Origin of the sequence: Brevibacterium sp. SMBL_HHYL_HB1 (assembly GCF_018208375.1) — a bacterium.
GTDB classification, from domain to species: Bacteria; Actinomycetota; Actinomycetes; order Actinomycetales; family Brevibacteriaceae; genus Brevibacterium; species Brevibacterium intestinavium.
Window position 1 is genome coordinate 3,552,132 of record NZ_CP062936.1, and the last position, 25,306, is coordinate 3,577,437.

Consider the following 25,306-nt stretch of genomic DNA (forward strand, 5'->3'; position numbering starts at 1 on the left):
CCCTCGACGCAACCGTTCCTGCCGCCTCAGACCGCCTCGACGTCGTCGAAGCTCGCGGTGTCGATGACGGCGCGGAAGCGCACATCACCGGCCACGACCCGGTCATAGGCGGCGTCGGCCTCGGTGACGGGGATCGTCTCGATCTTCGCGGCGATGCCGTGTTCGGCGCAGAAGTCGAGCATCTCCTGGGTCTCGGCGATGCCGCCGATGTTCGATCCCGCGAGCACCTTGGCCCCGCCGATCACCGAGCCGAAGGACAGCTGCTGCTTGGCCGGCGGCAGACCGACGACGGCCATGACCCCGCGCGGCTTCAGCAGATGCAGGTAGCGGTCGACGGGGATGTCGGCGCTGATCGTGTTGAGGATGAGGTCGAATTCGCCGTTGTGGCTGACGAAGAAGTCCTCCTCGCCGGTGGCGAGCATCCGCTTCGCCCCGAGGGCGAGCGCCTCGGATTCCTTCCGCAGAGTGCGGGAGAGCACGGTGACCTCGGCGCCCATGGCCGCGGCGATCTGGACGCCCATGTGGCCGAGCCCGCCGAGGCCGACGACGGCGACCTGCTTGGCCGCCCCGTTGTTCTTCTCGCCGGCTCCCCAGCGGGCCAGCGGCTGATAGGTGGTGATGCCCGCGCACAGCAGCGGGGCGGCGACGTCGAAGTCGAGGGAGTCGGGGATCCGGCAGACGAAGCGTTCGTTGACGACGACCTTCTGGGCGTAGCCGCCCTGGGTGATCGTGCCGTCGACGTCGGTGGAGTTGTAGGTGCCGACATTTCCTCTCAGGCAGTTCTGCTCCTGACCGGCCGCGCACTCCTCGCATTCGCCGCAGGAGTCGACCAGGCAGCCCACGCCCACCCGGTCGCCGACCTTCCAGTCGGTGACCGCGTCACCGACGGCCTCGACGACCCCGGCGATCTCGTGGCCGACGGTGAGCGGGAAGTGCGCCTGACCCCATTCGTTGCGGATGGTGTGGATGTCGCTGTGGCAGATGCCGGCTGCCCTGATGTCGATGACCACGTCATCGGCGCGCGGGGCGCGACGTTCGATCATGCCCACACGGAACGGCTCATCGGGGCCGGTCTTCTGCAGTGCCTTGACGGTGATGCTCATCGAATCTCCTTGTGCTCGAACGTGCGAGGCTGGGCAACATCGTCCAGCACGTGCAGCAGAACAGTCTATTCCATGCTCGGGGCTCCGTTCCCGGGGCCGGCTCAGTCCTTGCTCGTCCTCTCCCCGATGCTCAGGTCGAGGGGGAAGTCGACGGGAGCGTGTCCGAACAGGAGCCGGCCCGCCGAGGCGGCCGCCGCCCTGATCGCCTCCGCTGCCTGATCGGCCTGCTGGGCCGGGGCGTGGACGATGACCTCGTCGTGGAGGAAGAAGACCAGGTGCGCCCGCCGGGAGAACACCGGCCCCGAGGCGGCCGCCGGCCGGGCCGACTCCCCGTCGGCTGGGCTTCCGTCGGCTGGGGCCTCGTTGGTGGGGCGCCCGTCGGTGGGGATCGCCGGCAGCCGGGCCAGTCTCTGCCGCAGATCGGCCAGCCAGGCCAGGGCCCATTCGGCAGCGGTGCCCTGGACGACGAAGTTGCGGGTGAATCGTCCCTGGTCACCGGCCGCGCGCCGGGCCCGCTGCTCGTCTGCGGCGGTCGCGTCGAAGCGGTCCGCCGCCCTCTGCAGCCGCTGCCAGTCCTCCCCCGGGGCCGGCGAGGTCCGGCCCAACCAGGTGGACACGACGCCTCCGCGCCGCCCCACCTCGGCGGCGGTGTCGACCAGATGCATCGCGGCGGGGAAGTTCGAGCGCAGGCGGGGCACCAGCGCTCCGGCCTCACCCGTCGTCGACCCGTACAGGGCCGCGAGCACGGCGATCTTCGCCTCGGCCCGCGTGGCCACGATTCCGGCCTCGACGAGCCCGGAGTAGAGGTCGCGGCCATAACCGGCCGCGGCCATCGCCCGGTCACCGGACATCGCCGCCAGCGCCCGGGGTTCGAGCTGGGCGACATCGGCCGAGATCAGCCGCCAGCCGGGATCGGCGCGCAGGGCTGGGCGCAGCTGTCGCGGGATCTGCAGGGCCCCGCCTCCGCTGGCCGCCCAGCGCCCGGTGACGACTCCGCCGGGCACGTAGACGGGACGGTACCGGCCGTCATCGACCCATTCATCGAGCCAGTGCCAGCCGTTGGCCGCCAGCAGCCGGGCCATACGCTTGTATTCGAGCAGCGGGGCGATCGCCGGATGGTCGCTGCCGGCCAGCTCCCATTTCGAGGTCGAGTCGACATGGATGCCCGCATTGCGCAGGGAGGCCAGCAGCCGGTTCGGGGAGTCGAGGTTCGCGTGCGGGTCGCCCAGGGCCGCGCGGACCCGATCGGCCACGGCCAGCATCTTCGCGGGCTTGCCGTCGCGCAGCGGTCTGGGCCCGAGGGCCTCGGTCAGGATCCGGTCGTATTCGACGACGTCCCAGGGCACTCCTGCCGCCCGCATCTCCGCGGCCACGAGTCCGCCGGCCGATTCGGCGGCCAGCAGCAGTCGCAGTCGTCCCGGATCGCTCGCGGTCTCCACGGCGGTCCGCTGCCGGGCGTATTCGGCCAGACCGGCCTCGATGTCGTGGGGCACCTGGCGAACACGGCCGCGACCGGCGTCGACCTCGAACAGCGCGGCGGCTTCGGCCACACTGTCGTCGACCGGCTCCGCGTCCCAGTCCTCGGCGGCGCGGATCGGGTCGGGGGCGCTGACGAGTTCGGACCGGGCGAGGATCGCATGGGCCAGACGCAGGTCGTGGCAGCGGTCGATGCTCACTCCGGCGGCCAGCAGCGGCGGGTACCACTTCGGGGTGTCGCTGAAGACCCACCTCGTCGGGGGCACCCGGACGCCGGAGTCCCGGGTCCCGGGTCCACGGGGCTCGGTCTCAGGGGACTCGGCTTCGCGGGCACGGACGAACTCGGGCAGCTCCGCCTCGGCGAGCTCGATGCGGTCCACCACGGACCCGCCGGCGTCGAGGTCGACGACGGCCACCCGATCGACCCTGGCGCGGCCGAGCACGCAGGAGGCGGGAGGGGAATCGGATGCGGCGGCCATGCTCCCACAGTACTGCCGCCCGACCGAGCTGGATGTGATCCTGGTAACGTCATCATCACCGACGCGCACGAAAGGTCCGAGAACACCATGGACGTTGTCTCCTCCCTCACCGACGCCCTGCCGGCCGAGGCCGTCATCACCGATCCCGATTCGATGGACGCCTACCGCTGGGACCGGGCGAACGATCCCGATGCGGGGGTGCCGCTGGCCGTGGTCAGGGCGACGTCGACGGCAGAGGTCCAGGCCGTGGTCCGCATCGCCGCCGAGGCGAAGGTTCCGATCGTGCCCCGCGGGGCCGGCTCCGGGCTGTCGGGAGGCAGCTCGGCGATCGCCGGGGGCATCGTGCTCTCACTCGATCGGATGCGCCAGATCAGCATCGATCCGGTCACCCGGATGGCCAGCGTCCAACCCGGTGCGTTCAACGCCGAGGTCAAGGCCGCCGCGGCCGAGCACGGCCTGTGGTATCCGCCGGATCCGTCCTCGTTCGAGTTCTGTTCAATCGGCGGCAACATCGCCACGAACGCCGGCGGACTGTGCTGCGTGAAATACGGTGTGACCACAGACTATGTGCTCGGCATGACCGTCGTTCTCGCCGACGGTCGCGCAGTCGAGCTCGGCGGTCCGCGGCTCAAGGACGTCGCCGGTCTGCCCCTGACGAAGCTGTTCGTCGGTTCCGAGGGCACGCTCGGGGTGATCACCGAGGTGACCCTGCGTCTCATCCCCGCCCAGCTGCCGCCGACGACGGTGGTCGCGATGTTCCCGCGGCTGGCCGATGCCACGAGGACCGTTCTCGACATCGCCGGCGAGATGCGCCCGTCGATGCTCGAGTTCATGGACCGCGCCTCGATCAACGCCGTCGAAGACGAGCTGCGGATGGGCCTCGACCGCGAGGCCGAGGGGATGCTCGTCATCCAGTCCGACGAACCGGGCGCCCACGCCGGAGTGCAGGCGGGTCGGATCGAGGAGATCTGCAACGCCAACTCGGCCTCCGAGTGCTATCTCACCGACGACCCCGATGAAGGTGAGGCCTTCGTCACCGCCCGCCGCATCGCGATCCCCGCGGTGGAGAAGAAGGGCGCGCTGCTGCTCGAGGACGTCGGGGTGCCGCTGCCCAAGCTCGGCGACCTGGTGCTCGGCATCGAGGCGATCGCGGCCGAACGCGAGGTCACGATCGCCGTCATCGCCCATGCCGGCGACGGCAACACCCACCCCCTGCTCGTCCTCGATCCGAAGGACGAAGAGCAGCAGAAACGCGCACAGATCGCCTACGGCGAGGTCATGGACCTGGCGATGGACCTCGGCGGGACGATCACCGGTGAGCACGGGGTCGGTCGGCTCAAGGCCCCGTGGCTGGCGCCCTACCTCGGCGAGGACGTCATGGAGCTCAACCACCGGATCAAGACCGCCCTCGACCCGGACCACATCTTCAATCCCGGCTCGGTGTACACGGGGCTCGTGTGAGCGCCCGCGAAGAACCGACCAGGTCCGGGCCGGGACTCAGCGGCCTCCCGGAGCGTTTGTGGTCACAGAACCGAGGAATCATCGCCGCGATCGCGAAATCCCCTCGGTTCTGTGACCACAAACGAGTTCTGCGACCACAGACCAGCGCGCACCGCCGATCCGGCGATCCGCCGCCCCCGCTGCCGGTGATCCGCCGCGCCACGACCGTGTGATCTTCCTCGCGTGCGGACGGATCCGCCTGAGACCGAGGTCACCTCGTCTTCGGGATGGGCCGGGGTACGGCATATGATGGGGAAATCATTCCACAGACCCCGAAACGCTTCTGCATGCACAATTCCTCTCAGACCGAACCGCCGCCGGCTGCTCAGGGCACAGCCCAGGGCTTCGCCCACGCGAAGGCGATCCTCTTCGGCGAACACGCGGTCGTCTACGGCCGTCCCGCCGTGGCCGTGCCCCTGCACGGGCTCGGGGTGCAGACCGATATCCGCCGGTCACCGGAGCAGGAGACCCGGATCGAGAGCCAGCTCTTCTCCGGCACCGCGCAGACCGCTCCCGAACCGATGGGCCCCGTCGTCGCCGGTCTCACTGCCGCACTGCAGGCCATCGGCGATCCCGACGCCGAGGTGGAGCTGCTCATCCGCTCAGCGATCCCCCACAGCCGGGGTCTGGGCTCGAGCGCCGCCGTGGCCACCTCCGTCGCCCGCGCCGTGGCGAGCCTCAACGCCACCGTCTTCGACGAGGAGACCCTCCACGAGATCGTCCAACAGGCCGAGACCGTCGCCCACGGCCGGCCCAGCGGCATCGACGCCTGGGCCGTGGCCAAACCCGCCCCGATCCGGTTCCAGACCGGGTGCGCTGCCACCATCGACGTCGGACGGCGCCTCGTCTTCGTCCTCGCCGACACCGGCCAGCACGGCTCCACCGCCGAGGCGGTCGGACGGGTGCGGGCCCGCCGCGACGCCGATCCGGTGCTCATCGGCGGGACCATCGACCGGCTGGCCGAACTCACCGATGCCGCCGTCGACGACATCCGCTCCGGCGATCGCGACACGATCGGGGCCCGCATGCTCGAGGCCCATGATCTGCTCGGCGGACTCGGGGTGTCCTCGCCGACTCTGGACTCCCTCGTCGCCGCCGCCACCGCGGCCGGAGCCCGCGGAGCCAAACTCACCGGAGGCGGACTCGGCGGCTGCGTGCTGGCCCTGGCCGATGACGACGAATCCGCCGAGGAGCTCGCGGATGCTCTGCGCGCCGCAGGGGCGCCGCGGACCTGGACGACGGAGGTCAGACCGACATGAGAACCACGACGGCTCGGGCCCACCCGAACATCGCTCTGGTCAAGTACTGGGGCAAGGCCGATGAGGATCTGATCCTGCCCGCGGCCGGCAGCCTCTCGCTGACCCTCGACCAGTTCCCGACCACGACCACCGTCGCGCCCGCCCCGAGCGCCGAGCTCGACGTCCTCGAACTCGACGGCCGTCCGGCCGATGCCGGGCAGACCGCACGCATCTCGGACTTCCTCGATCATGTCCGCACCCTGGCCGGACGCGATGAGAGGGTCATCGTCCGCTCCCGCAACTCCGTGCCCACCGGTGCGGGTCTGGCCTCCTCGGCCTCGGGCTTCGCGGCTCTGGCCACGGCCGCGGCCGCCGCATTCGATCTCGATCTCAGCCCCCGCGACCTCAGCCGTCTGGCCCGGCTCGGCTCCGGCTCGGCCTGCCGGTCCATCGCCGAGGGTGTGGCCGTCTGGCATGCCGGTGACGACGCGTCCTCCTTCGCCGAACCCGTCGACGCCCCGGACATGCGGATGATCATCGTCACCGTCGACCGGGCGCGCAAGGCCGTGTCCTCCCGCGAGGCGATGCGGGCCACGGCCGCCACCTCGCCGTTCTACTCCGGCTGGGTGTCCTCGACCGAGGACTATCTGAGACAGATGCTGGTCGCCTGCCGTGCGGGCGATTTCACCCGCATCGGCGAGATCACCGAATCCCACGCCCTGCGCATGCACGGGCTCATCCAGTCGACCGTGCCCCCGATCCGCTTCCTCAACCCGACCAGCCACGCGATCTTCGACGCCGTGGCCGAGGCCCGCGAGCAGGGCATCGAGGCCTATTCCACCGCCGATGCCGGACCGAACGTCGCCGTCATCGTCCGCCCCTCCGACGCCGGGGCGCTGGCCGGCCGGCTCACCGCCTTCGGCGATGTCCGCGTCGTCGGCCCCGGTCCCGGCGCCCACCTGTGCACAGACGAAGGAGCAGCGGTCGACGCAGCCGCGCCCGTGGCCGTGCCCGCGAGCGAACCCGCATCCGAAGGCGGCCGGGCATGATCGTCACCCGGGCGCCCGGAAAGCTGTTCATCGCCGGCGAGTACGCTGTCGTGTCCCCCACGGAGCCGGCCGTGCTCGTGGCCGTCGACCGGTGCATCACGGTGCGGCTGACCGAGAGCGAGGACGCCGGTCGCATCCACTCCTCCGAATACGGTCGGGCCCCGCTGGTGTGGCGGCGGGAGCAGGGCGGTGAGGCCATCGTCCTCGAGCACCGTCCCGCCGACTACGTGCTCTCGGCGATCTCGACGCTCGAGGAGCTGCGTGCCGCCCGCGGTGTCGCCCCCCGCTACTTCGACCTCGACATCTCCAGCGAACTCGACGACGCCGACGGACGGAAGTTCGGACTCGGATCCTCGGCCGCGGTGACCGTGGCCACCGTGGCCGCCCTCGACGAGTTCTACGCCCTGGGCCTCAGCGCCACCGAACGCTTCAAGCTCGCCCTGCTCGCAACCATCGCCATCGCCCCCAACGCCTCGGGCGGGGACTTGGCGGCGAGCACCTTCGGCGGCTGGATCCGCTACTCCTCCCCCGACCGTGCCGCCCTGCGCGCCCACCGTGCCGAACACGGTCTCGTCTCCGCGCTCAACTGCAGTCAGTGGGCCGGATCCGGGGTCAGGCGGATCAGCCCGCCCGCCTCCCTGCGGCTGCTCGTCGGCTGGACGGGATCACCGGCCTCGACCGAGCACCTCGTCAAACGCGTGCACACCCCGGGCCAGGCCAAACCGAAGCCCTTCACCTCGTTCGCCGCCGAGTCCCACAGCCTCGTCGACGACCTCGTGGCCGCCTGCGATGACGATGATGATGCCGCCGCGCTGGACACGATCCGTTCGGCCCGCACACTGCTGCAGCGCCTCGGGGAGTCCTCGGGCAGCCTCATCGAGACCGAGGCCCTGCGGAACCTGTGCGCCATCGCCGAGTCCCACGGGGCGGCCGCGAAGCCCTCGGGCGCCGGCGGCGGGGACTGCGGCATCGCCCTGACCCGGGAGGACTCCCGGACCACGGAGGCCATCCTGGCCGGCTGGCAGGCCCACGGCATCCGGCACCTCGGCCTCGGCACGCACGAAGAGGAAGGCGAGATCGATGAGTTCTGAGACCCCGTCCCCGCGGGCGGCGCGCAAGGACGACCATGTCCGCCTGGCCTCGGCCCAGCAGACCGAAGGCCCCCGACGCTCGGACTTCGACGACCTCGAGTTCGTCCACCATGCCCTGTCCGGCACCAGCCCGGAGACCGTGGACCTGTCCGTCGACCTCGGGGACTGGACGTGGTCGGCCCCGTTCTACGTCAACGGCATGACCGGCGGCACCGAGACCACCGCGCGGATCAACCGCGACCTCGCCCTCGCCGCGGCCGAGACCGGCCTGCCCATGGCCTGCGGTTCGATGAGCGTGGCCCTCGACGACGCCGAGGCGGCCAAGGGCTTCACCGTCATCCGCGAGGTCAACCCCGATGGCTTCGTCATGGGCAACCTCGGTGCCGGTCGCAGCGCCGATGACGCCCGCCGGGCCGTCGAACTGCTCGGCGCCGATGCCCTGCAGATCCACGTCAACCCCGTGCAGGAGACCGCGATGCCCGAGGGCACCCGCGACTTCTCCGAATGGCTCGACGGCCTCGCCGAGATCGTCGCCGCCTGCCCCGTTCCGGTCATCGTCAAGGAGGTCGGATTCGGACTCAGCCGCCGCACGCTGGGCCAGCTGGCCGAGATCGGGGTCCGGTTCGCCGATGTCTCCGGCGCCGGGGGCACGGACTTCCTGCGCATCGAGAACGATCGGGCCGGAGCCCACGACTTCGCCATGCTCACCGGGTTCGGACAGTCGGCCCTGGCCTGCCTGCTCGACGCCCCGGACGAATGGACCGGCGGCGGGGCCGTCTCAGCCGGCGTGCTTCTGGCCTCCGGAGGGGTCCGCAACCCCTATGATGTCGTCAAGGCGCTGGCCTGCGGGGCCCGGGCCGTCGGCGTCGCCGGCACCTTCCTGCAGACCGTGCTCGACCATGGCCCGGACGGGCTCATCGACCTCGTCTGCACCTGGCAGGATCAGACGCGGGCGCTGCTGGCCCTGCTCGGGGCGCAACGGTCGACCGACCTGGCCCATACGGACCTGCTCACGCGGGGCCGCCTCGGCGAGTTCGCCCGCCTGCGCGGGATCGACGTCGTCGCGCTTTCCCACCGCAGCGAGGCCCTGCCGAGCAGCGATGAACTTTCGAGGAGGAATCAGCAGTGAATTCGATCACCGGGATCCCGACCAGCTGGGTCGGTCCCCTGCGGGTCAGCGGCGAGGCCGTGGCCGCCGCGGGCACCCACACCGAGGTGGCCGTGCCCCTGGCGACCTACGAGACCCCGCTGTGGCCCTCCGTCGGACGCGGGGCCTCGATCTCGCGGGAGATCGACGGTGGGATCCGCACCGTCATCGTCGATGAGCGGATGACCCGGTCCGTCCTGTTCGTGGCCGAATCGGCCATCGGCGCCGAGGCGGCCGCGCAGGCCATCCGCCACCGCGAACCCGAACTCTCCGACCTCGTGGCCTCCGGCAGCGCCCATGCCCGTCTGCTCGAGATCCACCCGGAGATCGTGGGCAATCTGCTCTTCGTCCGCTTCGCCTTCCGGACCAATGACGCCTCGGGCCACAATATGGTCACCCAGGCCTCGGACACGCTCATGGAGCGCATCCTGTCCTGGAACCTCGGACTCGACTACGGCTCGGTGTCGGGCAACTACTGCTCGGACAAGAAGGCCACCGCCGTCAACGGGATCCTCGGGCGCGGACGCAATGTCGTCGCCGAGATCGTCCTGCCCCACGAAGTCGTCCAGCGGCGGCTGCGCTCGAGCGCGGAGAAGATGGCCGAGCTCGTCATCCGCAAGAACCTCGTCGGCTCGACCGTCGCCGGGGCCCTGCGCTCGGCCAACGCCCACTATGCGAACATGCTGCTCGCCTTCTACCTGGCCACCGGGCAGGACGCGGCGAACATCGTCGAGGGCTCCCAGGGCATCACCTATGCGGAGAACCGAGCCGAGGGACTGTACTTCTCGACGACTCTGCCGCATCTGATCGTCGGCACGGTGGGCAACGGCAAGGATCTGCCGCACGTGGACGAGGCGCTGGAGCGGCTGGGCTGCCGCGACGACCGCGAGCCGGGTGCGAACTCCCGCCGCCTGGCCGCACTCATGGCCGCCACCGTGCTCTGCGGGGAGCTGTCCCTGCTCGCGGCGCAGACGAATCCCGGGGAGCTCATGGCCACCCACATCGAGATGGAACGCAGAGAGGACGGTGAGCCGGCTTGAGTCCAGATCCGCAGACGGCAGACAGCATGAGGGCGATCGGCATCGACGACATCGAGCTGGCCACGACCCACCATGTGGTCAGGCTCGACGACTACGCCGCGGCCAACGACACCGACCCGAACAAGTACCGTCTCGGCCTCGGCCAGGACGAGTTCAGCTTCCCTGCCCCCGATGAGGACATCGTCACCATGGCCGCGGCGGCCACAGCTCCCATCATCGAGCGCTGCGGCACAGAGGGCATCCGGACGCTGCTCTTCGCCACGGAATCGGGCACCGATCAGTCGAAGGCCGCCGGGCTCGCGGTGCATTCGCTGCTCGGACTGCCGTCGCAGATGCGCATCGTCGAGTTCAAGGAGGCCTGCTATTCGGCGACCGCGGCCCTGCAGGCGGCCGTCGGCATCGTCACCCGCTCCCCCGGCCAGCGGGTGCTCGTCATCGCCTCGGATGTCGCCCGCTACGAGCTCGACTCCCCCGGTGAGCCCACGCAGGGCGCCGGGGCCGTGGCGATGCTCGTGGGCGCCGATCCGCGGCTGGTCGAGATCGAACCGGTCTCGGGGCTGAACTCGGCCGATGTCGACGACTTCTGGCGACCGAACGATTCGTCCACGGCCATCGTCGACGGGGCTCTGTCCGTGTCCGCCTACCTCGATGCGCTCACCGGTGCGTGGGAGGACCTCGCGGCCCAGGGCGGCCCGGCCATCGACGAGATCGACCGTGTGCTCTACCACCAGCCGTTCACGAAGATGGCGAAGAAGGCCCAGGCCCACCTCGCCGAGCTGACCGGAACCGAGCTGAATACGGACATCGTCGCAGGTGACGCCTCAGCCGCGGCCAGTGCCGGTGCGGGTGCCGGTGCGGGTGCCGGTGCGGGCGCGCAGGGCCCGGATACAGGTGCCCAGGGCCCGCGGGATACGGGGCTGGCCACGAGCACCCTGTACAACCGTCGCCTCGGCAATTCGTACACGGCTTCGCTCTACGCCGGTCTGTGCTCCCTGCTCGACCACGATGAGGATCTCGCGGGCAAGCGCGTCGGGCTCTTCAGCTACGGTTCGGGCAGCGTCGGCGAATTCCTCACCGGCCGCGTCGTGCCCGGCTATGAGCGCCGTTCGCGTCGGCAGGCCGTGGCCGAGGCTCTCGACGCCCGGGTGCCGCTGTCGATGGCCGACTACCGCAAGCTCCATGCGGCCGAACTGTCCAGCAGTGAGGACCACTCGACCCCGCGCGTGAGCACCGGGGCCTTCCGCTTCGCCGGAATCCGCGGCCGCGCCCGCGTCTACGAACGCGCCTGAGCCCGGCCACTGGGTCGCCCGGCCGCCGAACTCCCTCTCGCCCCTCCCGTTCAAGCGGCAGCTCCCATTCAAGCGGCAGCGCGGTTATCGAGCTCTCGTTCAAGCGGCAGCGCATCCATCGAACCGTCGACGGAGCGAAATCCGCGCTGCCGCTTGAACGAGCCCGCAAGGCCGCGAGAGCCCGCGCGGGGCCGAGCCAGCCAGTGCCAGGTTCCGGCCGGCGAGCACGAAGAAGCCCCTCACCCGACCTTCTGCAGGCCGCGGTGAGGGGCTCTTCGTTCGCTGTGCGCGAGGGGGGACTTGAACCCCCACGACCTTGCGGCCACTGGCACCTGAAGCCAGCGCGTCTACCAATTCCGCCACTCGCGCGAACAAGACTAGACTCTAGCATCTGAGTGGGCCGCACATGAAACCGAAGGCCGCGAAACCGCCCAAACGTGGCAACCATCACAGTCGCGTCCGGTTTTCGCCACCGCCTCTCCGCGACCCCGCCACCACCGTTTTCCCTGGACAACACCACCGCAGTCTTCCCTGGACGCGGGCCGGGAATCCGAGCACAGCTTGGCCCCGAGAACTCGCGTGACGTGAGTTGAGAGCCTCACCGCGTTAGGATTGGGTGTTGATGTGCCCAGATCGTGCTCTGCCGGGACCACCTGGTCAGGGTCCGCACAGATGCGTGGCGAACGGTTCGTCCGCGAACGGCAACACCTGATGAGGAGGTGCCATGGGGATACTCGATCGCTTCGAGAAGGGGCTTGAGAACGTCGTCAACGGCGCCTTCGCCAAGGCTTTCCGGTCGCAGGTCGAACCCGTCGAACTCGCCGGCGCGCTGCGTCGCGAGGCCGACAACAAGGCCGCCGTGGTCTCCCGCGGGCGCACGCTGACGGCCAACCACTACACCATCGAGCTCTCCCCGACCGACCATGAGCGCCTCTCCGGCCTCGAGTCCGAGCTGCGCTCCGACCTGAGGCAGGTCATCGGCGATCACGCCATCGAGCAGGCCTACAGCTTCGTCGGTCCCGTCTCAGTCGACTTCGCCCTCGCCGACGACCTCGACACGGGCATGTACCGCGTCGTGTCCTCGACCGAGCGCCCCGACGGCACCCCGGCTGCGCAGCCGGCCAACCGCGGCGGCTACGACCCCGCCTCCCGGGCCAATCCGATCGTCGGCGAGTCACCGAACTCCGGGGCCCGGCCCGCACCTGCCCGGCGCAGTCCCGAAACCGCGCGTTCGAGCCCGCCCTCACATCCGACCCCCACCGTCCGCCCGGCCGGATCCAGCCCGCCTGCGCGCCAGCGCACCATCGAGGCCAGTGTGAGCATCGACGGCCGCACGCAGACGCTGCGCCAGGGCACGAACACCTTCGGCCGCTCCTCGTCGAGCTCGGACTTCGTCATCGACGATCCGGGGGTCTCCCGGCGCCACTTCGAGATCATCGTCGAAGGCGATCACGCCGTGGCCAATGACCTCGGCTCGACGAACGGCACGCTCCTGCACGGACGCAAGCTCACCTCGGCGAACCTGTCCGACGGCGATGTCCTCCTCGCCGGTGAGGCCGAGATCCGCTACAGCGAGCGGGACGCCCAGTGAGCGAATTCACCGTCACCGTCTTCCGGCTGGCCTTCTTCGTCATCCTCTGGCTCTTCGTCCTCGGAGTCGCCGGAGTGCTGCGCCGGGACATCTTCGGTCCCCGACGCAGCCGCAAGTCCCGCCGAGGCGGCTCTCGGTCCGCACCCGCACCGGCCTCCCGGCCGGCTCCCGCGCCCCGTCCCGCCGCAGCCCCGGTCGCCCACGCCCATCCGGGCACCATCGCCGTCACCGACGGCCCGCTGGCCGGAACCTCCCTCATGCTGTCGGGGGCGCCGGTGACCTTCGGCCGAGCACCGGACAACACGATCGTCATCGACGACGACTTCGCCTCCAGCCACCACGCCCGGATCTCCGCCCAGCGCGGTGCATGGATGCTCGAGGACCTCGGTTCGACGAACGGCACCATCGTCGACGGCTCGCCCATGACCGGACCCGTCCAGCTGCGCATCGGCACCCGGATCACCATCGGACACACCACCTTGGAGACCCGCTCGTGACGACCGACGGCACCATCACACTCCGTTCGGCAGCCCGGTCTCACACGGGGCTGGTGCGTAAGAACAACCAGGACTCCGGCTATGCGGGTCCGAACTTCCTCCTCGTCGCCGACGGGATGGGCGGCCATGCCGGTGGAGACGTCGCCTCGGCGATCACCGTGTCCCGGCTGGCCGAACTCGACCGCGAACCCGCTGGTGACGACGCCCTCGAGCTGCTGCGCACCTCGATCCTCGACGCCAATGATCGGATCTGCCGCGGAGTCGGCGAACAGCCCGAGCTCGCGGGCATGGGCACCACGGTCACCGCGGTGCTGCGCGCGCCGGGCAACCGGTTCGCGCTCGCCCACATCGGCGATTCGCGCGGCTATGTGCTGCGCGACGACAAGCTGCAGCCCATCACCCACGACCACACCTTCGTGCAGATGCTCGTCGACGAGGGACGGATCACCGCCGAGGAGGCCGAGACCCACCCGCAGCGGTCGGTGGTGATGAAGGTCCTCGGCGATGTCGGTGCCTCCCCCGATCTCGATCTGTCCCTGCGCGAGGCCCAGGTCGGCGACCGCTGGATGCTCTGCTCCGACGGGCTGACCGGCTTCGCCGACTTCGACGACATCTCCCGTGTGCTCACCGAGGTGGCCGACCCCGACGAGGCCTGCCGTCAGCTCATCGACCTGGCCCTGGCCGGGGGCGGGGCCGACAATGTCACAGTCGTCGTCGGCGACGTGCTCGAAGGCGAGGTCGAGACCACCGCCGGCGTCTCCGTCGGCTCCGTCCATCTCAACCCCCGCTACGCCGCGATCGGGGCGAACCCCGAGACCGAGGCCCCCACCGACACCGTGCCCCTGCAGGCCGTGCCCGGAGACGAGGACGGCAAGACCGGACACGAGGACACCAAGCCCCTGCGGACCGGCTCCGGCGAGGGTGAGGAGGACGACGACCTCGGCGAAGAGGTCGGCAAAAGATCCTTCCTCGGCTGGATCATCACCGGGCTGGTCATCATCGCCCTGATCGTGGGGGGATTCTTCGCCTACAACTACGTGAGCAACCAGTACTACGTCGCCGACGACGACGGCAAGGTCTCGCTCTACCGCGGACTCGACACGACGCTGGGCCCGATCGAGCTCAGTCGTCTCGAGGACACCACGGACATCGAGGTCGGAAGCCTCAACAGCTATTCGCAGGACCGTCTGCGCGGGTCCATCCCCGCCGGCTCCCGCGATGAGGCCGACCGCATCATCGACAACCTGCGCAAGGAGGCCGAGCGCTCCACAGGGGTGACGGGCAATGTCGAGGACTCCACGAGCCCGACCGACCCTGCTCCCTCCCCGCCGAACTCGTCCTCGGCCGACCCCAGTGACGCCATCACCCGGGAGTCGCAGTGATGAACCAGGCTCAATCGCAGATCGCGCGCCCCAGACCGTACCGCCTGGCCGAGCTCGGTCTCCTGATCCTGGCCATTGCCGTGGCCACCAGCGCCTATGCGCTCGTCGGCCTCGGTGTCGAGGACACGATCCCAGCCAATGTCTACGGCTACGCCGGCTGGCTGGCGGCATTGGGCCTCATCCTCCACGTCGTCATCTGGATCAAGGCGAAGTACGCCGATCCCGTCCTCGTGCCGATCGCGGTCCTGCTCAACGGTCTCGGGCTGGCGATGATCTACCGCGTCGACCTCGGTCGCGATGAGTACCTCGGCTCCGGACTCACCCAGCTGATCTGGATGACGCTGGGAGTGGGCCTGGCCATCGCGGTCATCTTCGTCGTCAAGGACCACCGCTGGCTGCGCCGCTACACCTATGTGTCCGGGTTCGCCGCCCTGGTCTTCCTCCTGCTGCCGCTCATTCCCGGCATCGGCAAGACCATCAACGGCGCCCGCATCTGGATCGGCGTCGGACCTCTGTCCTTCCAGCCGGGTGAGATCGCGAAGATCCTGCTGGCGATCTTCTTCGCCGGCTATCTCGTCAGCTACAAGGACCAGCTCGTGGCCGCCGGGCCGAAGATCCTCGGCATCCGCTTCCCCCGCCTGCGCGACTTCGGCCCGATCGTCATCGCGTGGGTCGCCAGCGTCGGCATCCTCGTGTTCGAGAAGGACCTGGGCACCTCCCTGCTCTTCTTCGGCCTCTTCGTCGCGATGCTCTACGTCGCCACGTCCAAGGTCTCGTGGATCATCCTCGGACTCGGCTTCTTCGCCGCCGGGGCGGTCGCGGCGACCTTTCTGTTCTCCCACGTCGGACAGCGCGTGTCCGGGTGGCTCAACGCGCTCAGCCCCGAGGAGTACAACAAGACACCCGGCGGGTCCTACCAGCTGGTCCAAGGGCTGTTCGGCATGTCCAACGGCGGACTCGTGGGCACCGGCTTCGGCGAGGGCCGACCGAACATGGTCCCCTATGCGGAGTCCGACTTCATCTACGCGAGCTTCGGCGAGGAGATCGGCATGGCCGGGCTCTTCGTCATCCTGCTGTGCTACCTGTTCATCTTCCAGCGCGGCATCCGCACCGCCCAGCAGCTGCGCGACGGCTTCGGCACCCTGCTGGCCACGGGACTGTCCTTCACGATCGCCCTGCAGGTCTTCGTCGTCGTCGGCGGCGTCACCCGCCTCATCCCGCTGACGGGTCTGACCACGCCGTTCCTCGCCCAGGGCGGATCCTCTCTGATCGCGAACTGGATGATCATCGCCCTGCTGCTGCGGATCTCGGACAACGCCCGGCGACCCGTCGAGGACTTCCACACCGGAGTCCTCAAGATCACCGAGGACCCGGAGCCCTCGGGAGCGCCCGGGCGGGCGGAGACCTCCCGTACTGCGGACACGAGCGACGAGGAGGCGCCGACCACGACTCTCGGCCGCGCCGATGAGGAAGCACCGACTGACTACCTGGGACCTGCCGGAGGTGAACGATGAAGAAGCCATTGACGCATATCGCCGTCGTCGGATTCGTCATGTTCGCGCTCCTGTTCGGATCGACGAGCTGGGTCCAGTACGTCACCGCGGATTCCCTCAACCACAATCCGCTCAACAACCGGCAGGTCCTCGATCAGCTCGCCCGCGACCGCGGACCGATCCTCGTCGACGGCACCCCGATCGCCTATTCCGAACCCGTCGACGACAAGTACAAGTACCAGCGCAAGTACGGATCCGAGGGTCTCGACCCGCGCGCCTACGCCTCGCTCACCGGCTACTACTCGGTCGTGTCCGGGGCCTCGGGCATGGAACGCGCCGCCGGGGACTACCTCTCCGGTGACTCCGACGCCCTGTTCTACGACAAGGTCGGCAGCTTCTTCACCGGTGAGCAGCCCCGCGGTGCAGCCGTGGAGCTGACGGTCGATCCCGAGGTGCAGAAGGCGGCCTGGGACGGGCTGGGCAATCAGAACGGTGCTGCCGTAGCGCTCAACCCGAAGACCGGGAAGGTCCTGGCCATGGCCTCGACTCCCGGCTGGGACCCGAACGCCTTGGCCAGCCATGACGCGGGCGAGGCTCGCTCGGCCTTCGAGAATCTCGAATCCGCCGACGGCAAACCCGCCTACAACCGCGCCATCGGCGGCAACCTCTACCCGCCGGGATCGACCTTCAAGGTCCTCGTGGCCGCGGCCGCCCTCGAGTCCGGGGACTACACACCGGACTCCACCCTCAACGGCCCGGCGGCGCTGGACATGCCGCAGACGAACCTGCAGATCAAGAACTCCCATCCCGGGGCCTGTCGCAACGGCGGCCAGCCGACCCTGGCCGATTCGCTCGCCGAGTCCTGCAACACCTCCTTCGCCTCGTTGGGCATGGACCTCGGCGAGGACACGATCCACGAGCAGGCGGAGAAGTTCGGCTTCGGCAAGGACCTCGAGATCCCGCTGAACGTGACGCCCTCGACGTTCCCGACCGACCTCGACCCGCCGCAGCTCGCCTACTCCTCGATCGGACAGTACGACGTCAAGTCCACTCCGCTGCAGATGGCGATGATGACCGCGGGCATCGCCAACGGCGGAAAGATGATGAAGCCCCAGCTCGTCGACCGGGTGCTCAACGCGAACACCCTCGAACCGATCTCCGAGACCCGCCCCGAGGAGCTCTCCCGTCCCGTCTCCGGTGACACGGCCGAACAGCTGACCCAGATGATGACCGGAGTCGTCGACAACGGCACCGGCTCGGTGGCGAAGATCAACGGAATGAAGGTCGCGGCGAAGACCGGCACAGCTCAGCATGCCGAGGGCGCGGCGCCTCACGCCTGGTTCATCTCCTTCGCCCCGGCCGACGACCCCGAGGTGGCCGTCGCGGTTGTGGTCGAGAACGGCGGAAACGCGGGCAATGAAGCTTATGGTGCGACGGTCGCCGGGCCGATCGCCAAGAACATGATGGAAGCGGTGGTCGAGAAATGAGACCCGTTGAAGGCACCCTGTTGGGCAACCGATACAAACTCACCTCCCGAATCGCCGTCGGCGGCATGGGCGAGGTCTGGAAAGGTGTGGACTCCGTGCTCGGCCGTGAGGTCGCGGCGAAGATCCTCAAGGACGAATACCTGTCCGAGTCGACGTTCCTCGCCCGCTTCCGCGCCGAGGCGCAGAACATGGGGCGGGTCTCCGATCCCGGAATCGCCGGGGTCTACGACTACGGTGACGAACAGGGCTCGCCCTATCTGGTCATGGAGTACGTTCCCGGTGAGGCGCTGTCGGCCATCATCGAACGCAGCGCCCCCCTGTCCGAGACCGATACGCTGAGCATCGTCTCCCAGGCCGCTCAGGCGCTGGGGGCCGCGCACAAGGTCGGTGTCATCCACCGCGACATCAAGCCCGGAAACATCCTCATGACCCCGGACTTCCGGGTCAAGATCACGGACTTCGGCATCGCCCGGGTCACGGATCAGGCCCCGCTGACGAAGACCGGCCAGGTCATGGGCACCGCCCAGTATCTGGCTCCCGAACAGGCCACCGGCAAGGGCTCGGGCCCAGGTTCGGACCTCTACGCCCTGGGCATCATCGCCTATGAGGCCCTGGCCGGGCAGCGTCCGTTCACCGGCGATTCGCAGGTCGCGATCGCCATCGCCCAGGTCAATCAGCAGCATCCGCCGCTGCCGGACACGGTCTCCGAACCGCTGCGCCGCTTCGTCGACTGCCTGCTGGAGAAGAAGCCCGACCGCAGGCCCGCCGACGCCATGAAGGTGGCCAAGGCCGCCGAGGCGCTCTCGGCCGGTGATGTCGCCGGGGCCGAGGAGCTGCTGCCGCAGATGCGGCACGGCAATGCCGCCTCCGAGGCCCTGACCCAGGTCTTCAACAATCCCGAGCCCGTGCCCACGACGAAGGCGATGCCCGTCACCGCGTCCAATGACGCCACTCAGGTCTACCCGAACGGGGCCGAGGCCGCCGGGGCCGCAGGTGCCGGTGCGGCAGGCGACGGGGAGCTCGACCCGCAGAACCAGGACGTCGAGAACAAGGCGTCGAACAAGGGTCGGGTGCTCATCTGGATCCTCGCGATCATCGCCCTCATCGCCGTCGGCTCCCTGCTGTGGTACTTCCTCGGCGGGAACAATGCCGAACCCGAACCGGATCCATCCACCTCGGCGCCGACCTCGCAGGCCCCGAGCACGATCGAGATCGATCCGAACGACTACATCGGACTCACCGAGGCCTCGGCGACGCAGAACCTCGAGAACAAGGGACTCGAAGTCGATACCACGACCATCGACTCGGATCGTGCCGCCGGCACCGTCGCCGATGTCGGCGAGGGCGACAACGGCTACACCTTCGAAGAGGGCGACACCGTGACCCTCTACATCTCGGGCGGTCCCGTCGAGGCCCCGGAGGAGACCGGTTCGGACTCCGGATCCGATCCGGGTCTGGGCAATGACTCGGGATCGAACTCGGACTCCGACTCGGGATCGTCCGGTTCGTCGAGTTCGTCTTCGCAGGGCTCGGACTCCGGTTCCGAGGGCAGCCAGTCGAATTCCGGTTCGGACTCGGAGTCGGGAGGCTCCTCGGAGTCGGGAGGCTCCTCGGAGTCGGCGAACGAAGCCGATTCAGAGAGTTCCTCGGACTCGACCGGTTCGGACGCCGACAGCTCCGTGGGCCAGGATTCCGGCAGCGATTCCGGCTCGAACAGCGGTTCGAACGGCGGCGACACCGGGTCCGGAGGCGGTTCCGAATCGTCGAACAGTGCCAGCAACGCCGACGCCGGAGGTGGAGGCACGGACGGGAACAGCGGCGATGAATAGACCCTGAACGATCAGCCGAGAGTTTGAAATACTGAGACTCGACCCGGCGATGGGTGAGAATGAACCCAGCGGGTGAGATAAGCGGAGGACATCAATGACTGAACCCAAGGTGCTGTCGGGGCGTTACGAGATTCGTGCGCTCCTCGGCCGTGGGGGCATGGCAGAAGTGCACGAGGGCGTCGACAATCGGCTCGGCCGCCGGGTGGCGATCAAACTTCTGCGGTCCGATCTCGCCCGCGATCCCTCGTTCCACACCCGCCTCAAGCGGGAGGCCCAGTCCGCGGCCGGTCTCAACCATCCCGGCATCGTGGCCGTCTACGACTCCGGTGAGGAGGAGTTCGTCGAATCCGGCGGCTCGAGTGTGTCCGTGCCGTTCATCGTCATGGAGTACGTCGAGGGCCAGACCCTGCGCGAGGTGCTCAACGAGCACGGCACGCTCACCGTCGACGAGGCGCTCAACGTCATCGCCGGCGTCCTCGCCCCGCTCGAGTACTCCCACCGCAACGGCATCGTCCACCGCGATATCAAACCCGCGAACGTCATGCTCACACCCGAGGGCGACATCAAGGTCATGGACTTCGGCATCGCGCGGGCGCTCAAGGACAACTCGGGTCTGACGCAGACCCAGTCCGTGGTCGGCACCGCCCAGTACCTGTCCCCCGAACAGGCCCGCGGGGAGGTCGTCGACGCCCGCTCCGACCTCTATTCGACCGCCTGCCTGCTCTATGAGCTGCTGGCCGGACGGCCGCCCTTCGTCGGCGATTCCCAGCTGGCCGTGGCCTATCAGCACGTCGGAGAGACCCCGCAGCCGCCGAGCGCGTTCAACTCGACCATCCCGCCGGCCGTCGACCGTCTCGTCCTCCACGCCCTGCTCAAGGACCGCGACACCCGCTACCAGGACGCCTACACCTTCCGTGAGGACGTGCTCGCCGCCCGCGACGGTCGTCCCATGAGCTTCGAGGACGACGCGGACGCCACCCAGGCCTATCCGATGATGGCCCCGCCGATGACCGGGCAGACTCCCTATGCCTCCGACGCCGAGGCGGCCCCGGAGACCGGTCCCATGTCGACGATCATGGCCAAACAGGAGGAGAGGCCCCCGCAGAAGCGGTCCCGGGCCTGGATCTGGATCGGCAGCATCTTCGTCCTGCTGGCCCTGGCGGCCGTGGCCCTGTGGGTGTACGAGATCAACAAACCCGAACCGATCGTCCAGGTCGAGGTCACGGATGTGGCCGGCATGGACGCCGACGAGGCCGAGGACGCGCTCATCCAACAGGGGCTGAGAGTCGACACGGACGAGAAGTACAGCGCCGAGGTCGACGAGGGCAAGGCGATCGAAACAGATCCTCCCGGCGGTCAGAAGGTCGAGCAGGACAGCATCGTCAAACTCATCGTCTCCTCCGGCCCCGAATCCGTGAAGGTCCCCGACGTCTCCGGCAAGACCGAGGAGGAGGCGCGGAAGATCATCAACGACGCGAAGCTGCAGGCCGGCACCCATATCTCGCAGAACTCTCCGGATGTGGAGAAGGGCGTGGTCATCGAGACCAAGCCCGGTGACGGTCAGGAGGTCGATGTCGACTCGAACGTCGATCTCGTCGTCTCCTCCGGCATGGTCGAGGTTCCCGATGTCACGGGCAAGTCCGCCGACGAGGCCTGCAAGATCCTCGAAGGCGATGACTATCAGCTGAAGTGCAAGACCGAAAAGGTCGAGACCGACGACGAAGACGAGAAGAAGGTCTTCGAGCAGTCGGCCACCGGCGGCACAGAGGTCAAGCAGGGAACGGAGATCACCGTGAAGGTGGCGAAGAAGCCCTCGGAGCCCTCACCGACCATGCCGTCGGTGCCCGGCGGGATCCCGACGTCTCCTTCCGATGACGGCGGCAGCGACGACGACGGCAATGACGACGGCGACGAAGATGACAAGGACAAGGACACCGACTCGATGGGCGGCTCGGGCGGCCTGTTCGACGGCTGGGCAGATTCCGCGGGCAGGGACTGAGCCCGCAGCGCGTTCTCGGGAGTCGACAGGACGTCAGTCGAGGGTGAGGAAGAGATCCGTGCGCAGACTCGCCGGATCCGCCTCGGCGCCGGGCTCGGTGACATAGAGTTCGATGAACGGCAGACCCGGATGATGGCCGGCCTCGATGGCCGCCTCGAGCAGCTGCGCCCAGGCCTGTTCCAGACCGTCATAGCCGCCGATGTGACTGCGGACGGCCATCGATCCGGCGGGCAGCTCGGAGGGGATGACCAGCAGGCCGTGCGCGATCGGCTCCGCCCGGGTCAGGCCCTTCGAGATCGCGATCCCCACCTGCAGGTCGACGGTCTCGCTCGGCTGCCTCGTGTAGAGGGCGAACGCCGGCCCGGCGGGTTCGGCCCCGGCCTCGGTCAGGACCGGGAAGAGACCGGAGAAGGTGTGGTCGAACAGCCTCGGCAGGTCCTCCCAGGACACGTCCCGGGCCTCGACGACCGCGGCCGGACAGGCCGGCACCTCGAGGACGGTGAATTCGGAGAACGGGTCTTCTCGCAGATAGCTCGGTTCTGACATCGCGGGTCCTTCCCCAGTCAGCGCGGCTCCATCGGATGCGCGAACTGTGTGCCCCCGATTTTAGCGACCGGCGGCCTCGGGCAACACCCTTCGAGCGTCAGGAGATCGCTCTGGGCTCTCAGGAGATCGCGGAAGCCAAAGGGGACATCTGCGCGGCGGAGGCGGCCGCGCCTTCCAGCCCGCACACCTCGAGCCAGTTGCCGAGCATGAGATAGCCGCATTCGGTGAGCACGGACTCGGGGTGGAACTGGACGCCGAAGAGCGGCTTCTCGCGGTGCTCGATGGCCATGACGATGCCGTCCTCGGTGCGCGCGGTGACCTCGAACTTCTCGAGGTCGAGCGTCTCGTCGACGATCGCCAGCGAATGGTAGCGGGTCACCGTCAGCGGGTTCGGGCAGCCGAAGAAGAGGCCCTGCTCGTCGTGGGTGATGACCGATGTCTTGCCGTGCATGAGCACGGGCGAATGCGTCACCTGCGCGCCGAAGACCTCGCCGAGGGCCTGATGGCCCAGGCAGACGCCGAAGACGGGCAGATCGGCGGTCTCGGCCCAGGCCAGCAGGGACGGGCAGACGCCGGACTCGGCGGGGACACCGGGCCCCGGGGACAGGAGGACTCCGTCGTAGGCGCTCACGGTCTCGGGCACATCGACTGCCGGGATGTCGTCGTTGCGGACGACGTCGACCTGGGCCCCGAGCTGGCGCAGATAGGACACGAGCGTGTAGACGAAGCTGTCGTAGTTGTCGATGACGAGGATCTTGGTCATTGGCCACCATCGGTCACGGTTGCGTTGTTGAAGGGCATATAGGGCGCGATGACGGGGAACACGTACTGCATGAGCAGCAGCACGACCGCCGCGATGAGGATGAGGGCGAAGATGAGCTTGACGAACCAATTGCCGGGAAGCAGACGCCAGATGAATGCGTACATCCTATGCACCACCGTTCTCAGTGACCTTGTCGTATGCCTTCGAATCCTCGATGCTCTCCGGCGGTCCGTCCTGGGCGGGGGTCCAGTCGGTGAGTTCGGCGTAGGCGACGTAGCGCTCCCGGGCCGAGAACATCGGGTTGCACGCCGTCATCGTCAGGATCCGGTCCTTGCCCTTGTACTCGGGCTCATCGGGGACCGGCGAGAGCACTTCGACGGCATCGGGCAGGATGATGTCGAAGTTGCGGAAGGTGTAGGTGTAGAAGCCGTCCTTCGTCTGGACGATGATCTCATCGCCGGGGCGCAGCTCCGCGATCTGATTGAACGGTTTGCCGTAGGTCACGCGGTGACCGGCCACGGAGAAGTTGCCGACATCGCCGGGCATCGCCGAGTTCGGGTAGCGGCCCACGCCCATCCGGTTGAGCACGGGTTCGAGGTCGACGCCCTCGGCCACGGTGCGGTAGTAGTCGTCGCCGAAGCGCGGGATGTAGAAGATGCCGAAGGCGCTGTTCTTGTCCACCGGATCGGCGACCACGGGTTCGTCCGGGTCATCGGGAAGCTCGTTCGGGTCCTGGTTCGCCCAGTCCTGGGTCAGCTCGTCGGCGAGGACCTCGTTGTCACGGTTGGCCTGGATGTCCGTCCACCACAGCTGCCAGACGACGAAGAGGATGAGCACGAGGCCGGCGGTGATGCACAGTTCGCCGAAGGTCCGCACGGTTGCCCGGATCGGTCCCAGCCGCTCCCGCTGCGCGGGCCGGCGTCGCCGACGGCGACCGGATTCGTCAGGTCGGCCATCACCGAGGTGGCCCCCACCTGCCGCAGGCATCGCCTGGGAGGCTGCGGGCATCGCCTGGGTCGCCTGCTCGGCGTACATGGGCGGGGCATCGGAGTAGACGGCGGTCGGCCTGCCCTGGGCTGCGGCCGCCTCGGCCTCACGTCGGCGCAGTTCGCGTCGACTGGGCAGCGACTGCTGATCGTGGGCACCTGAGAGGTGGTCGGCACCGGGGTGGCCGGTGGAGTGAGAGGCGGGGCTCTGCCTCTGCGCAGGCCGAATGGTGGGTCGCGAAGGCGGATTCGCGCTCGGCTCGTCGGCCGAGGAGGAACTATTCACCACTGCTGCTCCGTGACTGTCACTGCATTGTCAGAGCCCGTCTCAGCGACAGGCGGGGACACCCCTATGCACTTTATCCTATGGGAATCACCGTTCGGGGCGCTCTCCGGCGGCTTTCAGGGTAGTCGGAGTTTTTCCCTGCGACCCCCGTCGGCAGTAGACTGGTCGCGATTGTCCCCAACCATTGACTCGGCGGCCCCTTCCGAGGTCGACCGTTAAAGGAGTACTCGTGGCCAAGTCCAAAGGACGGACCCAGCGCCCCCAGCGCACTTCTCGCACATCGGCTGCCAAGAGCAAGCAGTTCGAGTCCGGCGACGAGGTCGAGGCAGTCGAGACCGAAACAGTCGACACCGAGTCGGCAGACACCGAAGCCGCAGACACCCAGGCGGCGGAGGAGACCACGGCAGACGAGTCCGCAGCACAGAGGGCCGAGTCCGCCGAGGAAACCGACGCAGCCGAGTCCGGCGAGGACGAGAAGACCGAGTCGAAGGACTCCAAGGCTTCTGAGACGAAGGCCTCCGCGAAGTCGTCGAAGACCGCGAAGTCGTCGAAGGGCTCGGACTCCAAGTCCTCCGGGTCGAAGAGCTCAGGTTCCAAGTCCTCCAAGGGCGCAGGCTCGAAGGCGGGGACCGCCAAGCGCACCTCCCGTTCGGGCAATCCGGCCAAGCGGTCGAAGGGGCGCAAGACCGCGAGCTACACCTCGACCTCGGGGCAGCAGACGATCAAGCCGAATCCGAGCTGGTTCCTGCCCGTGCTCATCGGGCTCCTCCTCGTCGGTCTGATCTGGCTGGTCACCTTCTACGTCTCCCAGGGCGCATTCCCCGTCGAGGCCTGGGGCAACTGGAACATCCTCATCGGCTTCGCCTTCTTCGTGGCGGGGCTGATCATGTCCACACGCTGGCGGTAGCTGCAGCTATCCACAAGGCGCAAGTTATACCCAAGCCGGGTGCGTCTCCTGTGGATAAATTATTTTAAGGCTCTGACCAGGGTAAATACACCCGTGTAAGTTATCCACCATGTGGATAAGGCCTGTGG

21 protein-coding genes and 1 tRNA gene are annotated in these 25,306 nt (G+C 68.6%); 15 read left to right on the plus strand and 7 right to left on the minus strand.

The features are described 5' to 3' along the window. Positions 1-26: 26 nt before the first annotated feature. On the minus strand, positions 27-1,103 hold the full coding sequence (locus tag IG171_RS16295) for an NAD(P)-dependent alcohol dehydrogenase (RefSeq protein ID WP_212128398.1): 1,077 nt from the start codon (positions 1,101-1,103) through the stop codon (positions 27-29). 101 nt (positions 1,104-1,204) lie between these two features. Continuing rightward, positions 1,205-3,058, minus strand: a complete 1,854-nt coding sequence (locus tag IG171_RS16300) for a bifunctional 3'-5' exonuclease/DNA polymerase (RefSeq protein ID WP_212128399.1) — start codon at positions 3,056-3,058, stop codon at positions 1,205-1,207. A gap of 87 nt (positions 3,059-3,145) precedes the next feature. Between IG171_RS16300 and IG171_RS16305 the strand changes: the two genes are divergently transcribed. The 7 genes from IG171_RS16305 to IG171_RS16335 all read left to right on the plus strand — a co-directional run bounded on the left by IG171_RS16305 (position 3,146) and on the right by IG171_RS16335 (position 11,412). Continuing rightward, on the plus strand, positions 3,146-4,519 hold the full coding sequence (locus tag IG171_RS16305; RefSeq protein ID WP_212128400.1) for an FAD-linked oxidase C-terminal domain-containing protein: 1,374 nt from the start codon (positions 3,146-3,148) through the stop codon (positions 4,517-4,519). Between the two features lie 326 nt (positions 4,520-4,845). Then, on the plus strand, positions 4,846-5,817 hold the full coding sequence (mvk, locus tag IG171_RS16310; RefSeq protein WP_212128401.1) for a mevalonate kinase: 972 nt from the start codon (positions 4,846-4,848) through the stop codon (positions 5,815-5,817). Then, a complete protein-coding gene (gene mvaD / locus IG171_RS16315; protein WP_212128402.1) occupies positions 5,814-6,845 on the plus strand; it encodes a diphosphomevalonate decarboxylase in 1,032 nt (343 codons plus the stop codon). The genes mvk and mvaD overlap by 4 nt, the downstream gene beginning before the upstream one ends. Then, a complete protein-coding gene (locus IG171_RS16320; protein WP_212128403.1) occupies positions 6,842-7,936 on the plus strand; it encodes a phosphomevalonate kinase in 1,095 nt (364 codons plus the stop codon). Before mvaD ends, IG171_RS16320 begins: the two co-directional genes overlap by 4 nt. Next, positions 7,926-9,065: a type 2 isopentenyl-diphosphate Delta-isomerase gene (fni, locus tag IG171_RS16325; RefSeq protein WP_212128404.1), complete on the plus strand. Its 1,140-nt coding sequence runs from the start codon at positions 7,926-7,928 to the stop codon at positions 9,063-9,065. Before IG171_RS16320 ends, fni begins: the two co-directional genes overlap by 11 nt. Continuing rightward, positions 9,062-10,123, plus strand: a complete 1,062-nt coding sequence (locus IG171_RS16330) for a hydroxymethylglutaryl-CoA reductase (protein WP_212128405.1) — start codon at positions 9,062-9,064, stop codon at positions 10,121-10,123. Before fni ends, IG171_RS16330 begins: the two co-directional genes overlap by 4 nt. Further along, complete coding sequence (locus tag IG171_RS16335) at positions 10,120-11,412, plus strand: hydroxymethylglutaryl-CoA synthase (protein ID WP_283091832.1); 1,293 nt, start codon at positions 10,120-10,122, stop codon at positions 11,410-11,412. Before IG171_RS16330 ends, IG171_RS16335 begins: the two co-directional genes overlap by 4 nt. 285 nt (positions 11,413-11,697) lie before the next feature. Here IG171_RS16335 and IG171_RS16340 read toward each other — a convergent pair. Continuing rightward, a tRNA-Leu gene (locus tag IG171_RS16340) sits at positions 11,698-11,781 on the minus strand. Between the two features lie 355 nt (positions 11,782-12,136). Between IG171_RS16340 and IG171_RS16345 the strand changes: the two genes are divergently transcribed. From IG171_RS16345 to pknB, 7 genes are all read left to right on the plus strand, one after another. After that, positions 12,137-13,003 (plus strand): DUF3662 and FHA domain-containing protein, encoded by an 867-nt coding sequence (locus tag IG171_RS16345; RefSeq protein WP_212128406.1) that lies wholly within the window; start codon positions 12,137-12,139, stop codon positions 13,001-13,003. Then, entirely contained in the window at positions 13,000-13,500 is a 501-nt protein-coding gene (locus IG171_RS16350; RefSeq protein WP_212128407.1) for an FHA domain-containing protein, read from the plus strand. The genes IG171_RS16345 and IG171_RS16350 overlap by 4 nt, the downstream gene beginning before the upstream one ends. 53 nt (positions 13,501-13,553) lie before the next feature. Further along, positions 13,554-14,882, plus strand: a complete 1,329-nt coding sequence (locus IG171_RS16355) for a protein phosphatase 2C domain-containing protein (protein ID WP_249203756.1) — start codon at positions 13,554-13,556, stop codon at positions 14,880-14,882. Continuing rightward, a complete protein-coding gene (locus IG171_RS16360; RefSeq protein WP_212128409.1) occupies positions 14,882-16,396 on the plus strand; it encodes an FtsW/RodA/SpoVE family cell cycle protein in 1,515 nt (504 codons plus the stop codon). The genes IG171_RS16355 and IG171_RS16360 overlap by 1 nt, the downstream gene beginning before the upstream one ends. After that, entirely contained in the window at positions 16,393-17,862 is a 1,470-nt protein-coding gene (locus IG171_RS16365) for a penicillin-binding protein 2 (protein ID WP_212128410.1), read from the plus strand. The genes IG171_RS16360 and IG171_RS16365 overlap by 4 nt, the downstream gene beginning before the upstream one ends. Continuing rightward, positions 17,859-19,691, plus strand: a complete 1,833-nt coding sequence (locus IG171_RS16370) for a protein kinase (protein WP_212128411.1) — start codon at positions 17,859-17,861, stop codon at positions 19,689-19,691. The genes IG171_RS16365 and IG171_RS16370 overlap by 4 nt, the downstream gene beginning before the upstream one ends. 94 nt (positions 19,692-19,785) lie before the next feature. Beyond that, positions 19,786-21,690: a Stk1 family PASTA domain-containing Ser/Thr kinase gene (gene pknB / locus IG171_RS16375; protein WP_212128412.1), complete on the plus strand. Its 1,905-nt coding sequence runs from the start codon at positions 19,786-19,788 to the stop codon at positions 21,688-21,690. 33 nt (positions 21,691-21,723) lie between these two features. Here the strand turns inward: pknB and IG171_RS16380 are convergent, their stop codons facing one another. The 4 genes from IG171_RS16380 to IG171_RS16395 form a co-directional block, all read right to left on the minus strand. Next, on the minus strand, positions 21,724-22,236 hold the full coding sequence (locus tag IG171_RS16380; protein ID WP_212128413.1) for a GyrI-like domain-containing protein: 513 nt from the start codon (positions 22,234-22,236) through the stop codon (positions 21,724-21,726). Between the two features lie 118 nt (positions 22,237-22,354). Continuing rightward, on the minus strand, positions 22,355-22,999 hold the full coding sequence (locus IG171_RS16385; protein ID WP_212128414.1) for an aminodeoxychorismate/anthranilate synthase component II: 645 nt from the start codon (positions 22,997-22,999) through the stop codon (positions 22,355-22,357). Further along, a complete protein-coding gene (locus IG171_RS16390; protein ID WP_166968632.1) occupies positions 22,996-23,163 on the minus strand; it encodes a hypothetical protein in 168 nt (55 codons plus the stop codon). Before IG171_RS16390 ends, IG171_RS16385 begins: the two co-directional genes overlap by 4 nt. A gap of 1 nt (position 23,164) precedes the next feature. Beyond that, on the minus strand, positions 23,165-24,274 hold the full coding sequence (locus IG171_RS16395; protein ID WP_249203757.1) for a class E sortase: 1,110 nt from the start codon (positions 24,272-24,274) through the stop codon (positions 23,165-23,167). A gap of 226 nt (positions 24,275-24,500) precedes the next feature. Here IG171_RS16395 and IG171_RS16400 point away from each other — a divergent pair, with 226 nt between their 5' ends. Next, positions 24,501-25,178 (plus strand): cell division protein CrgA, encoded by a 678-nt coding sequence (locus IG171_RS16400; protein WP_212128415.1) that lies wholly within the window; start codon positions 24,501-24,503, stop codon positions 25,176-25,178. Positions 25,179-25,306 lie beyond the last annotated feature (128 nt).

What these genes read in the sequence shown, in the direction of transcription:
- IG171_RS16380 (WP_212128413.1), bottom strand. Translation starts at nt 22,236, where the DNA reads ATGTCAGAACCGAGCTATCTGCGAGAAGACCCGTTCTCCGAATTCACC.
- pknB (WP_212128412.1), top strand. Translation starts at nt 19,786, where the DNA reads ATGACTGAACCCAAGGTGCTGTCGGGGCGTTACGAGATTCGTGCGCTC.
- IG171_RS16300 (WP_212128399.1), bottom strand. Translation starts at nt 3,058, where the DNA reads ATGGCCGCCGCATCCGATTCCCCTCCCGCCTCCTGCGTGCTCGGCCGC.
- fni (WP_212128404.1), top strand. Translation starts at nt 7,926, where the DNA reads ATGAGTTCTGAGACCCCGTCCCCGCGGGCGGCGCGCAAGGACGACCAT.
- IG171_RS16305 (WP_212128400.1), top strand. Translation starts at nt 3,146, where the DNA reads ATGGACGTTGTCTCCTCCCTCACCGACGCCCTGCCGGCCGAGGCCGTC.
- IG171_RS16385 (WP_212128414.1), bottom strand. Translation starts at nt 22,999, where the DNA reads ATGACCAAGATCCTCGTCATCGACAACTACGACAGCTTCGTCTACACG.
- IG171_RS16370 (WP_212128411.1), top strand. Translation starts at nt 17,859, where the DNA reads ATGAGACCCGTTGAAGGCACCCTGTTGGGCAACCGATACAAACTCACC.
- IG171_RS16345 (WP_212128406.1), top strand. Translation starts at nt 12,137, where the DNA reads ATGGGGATACTCGATCGCTTCGAGAAGGGGCTTGAGAACGTCGTCAAC.
- IG171_RS16365 (WP_212128410.1), top strand. Translation starts at nt 16,393, where the DNA reads ATGAAGAAGCCATTGACGCATATCGCCGTCGTCGGATTCGTCATGTTC.
- IG171_RS16360 (WP_212128409.1), top strand. Translation starts at nt 14,882, where the DNA reads ATGAACCAGGCTCAATCGCAGATCGCGCGCCCCAGACCGTACCGCCTG.
- IG171_RS16320 (WP_212128403.1), top strand. Translation starts at nt 6,842, where the DNA reads ATGATCGTCACCCGGGCGCCCGGAAAGCTGTTCATCGCCGGCGAGTAC.
- mvaD (WP_212128402.1), top strand. Translation starts at nt 5,814, where the DNA reads ATGAGAACCACGACGGCTCGGGCCCACCCGAACATCGCTCTGGTCAAG.
- mvk (WP_212128401.1), top strand. Translation starts at nt 4,846, where the DNA reads ATGCACAATTCCTCTCAGACCGAACCGCCGCCGGCTGCTCAGGGCACA.
- IG171_RS16390 (WP_166968632.1), bottom strand. Translation starts at nt 23,163, where the DNA reads ATGTACGCATTCATCTGGCGTCTGCTTCCCGGCAATTGGTTCGTCAAG.
- IG171_RS16295 (WP_212128398.1), bottom strand. Translation starts at nt 1,103, where the DNA reads ATGAGCATCACCGTCAAGGCACTGCAGAAGACCGGCCCCGATGAGCCG.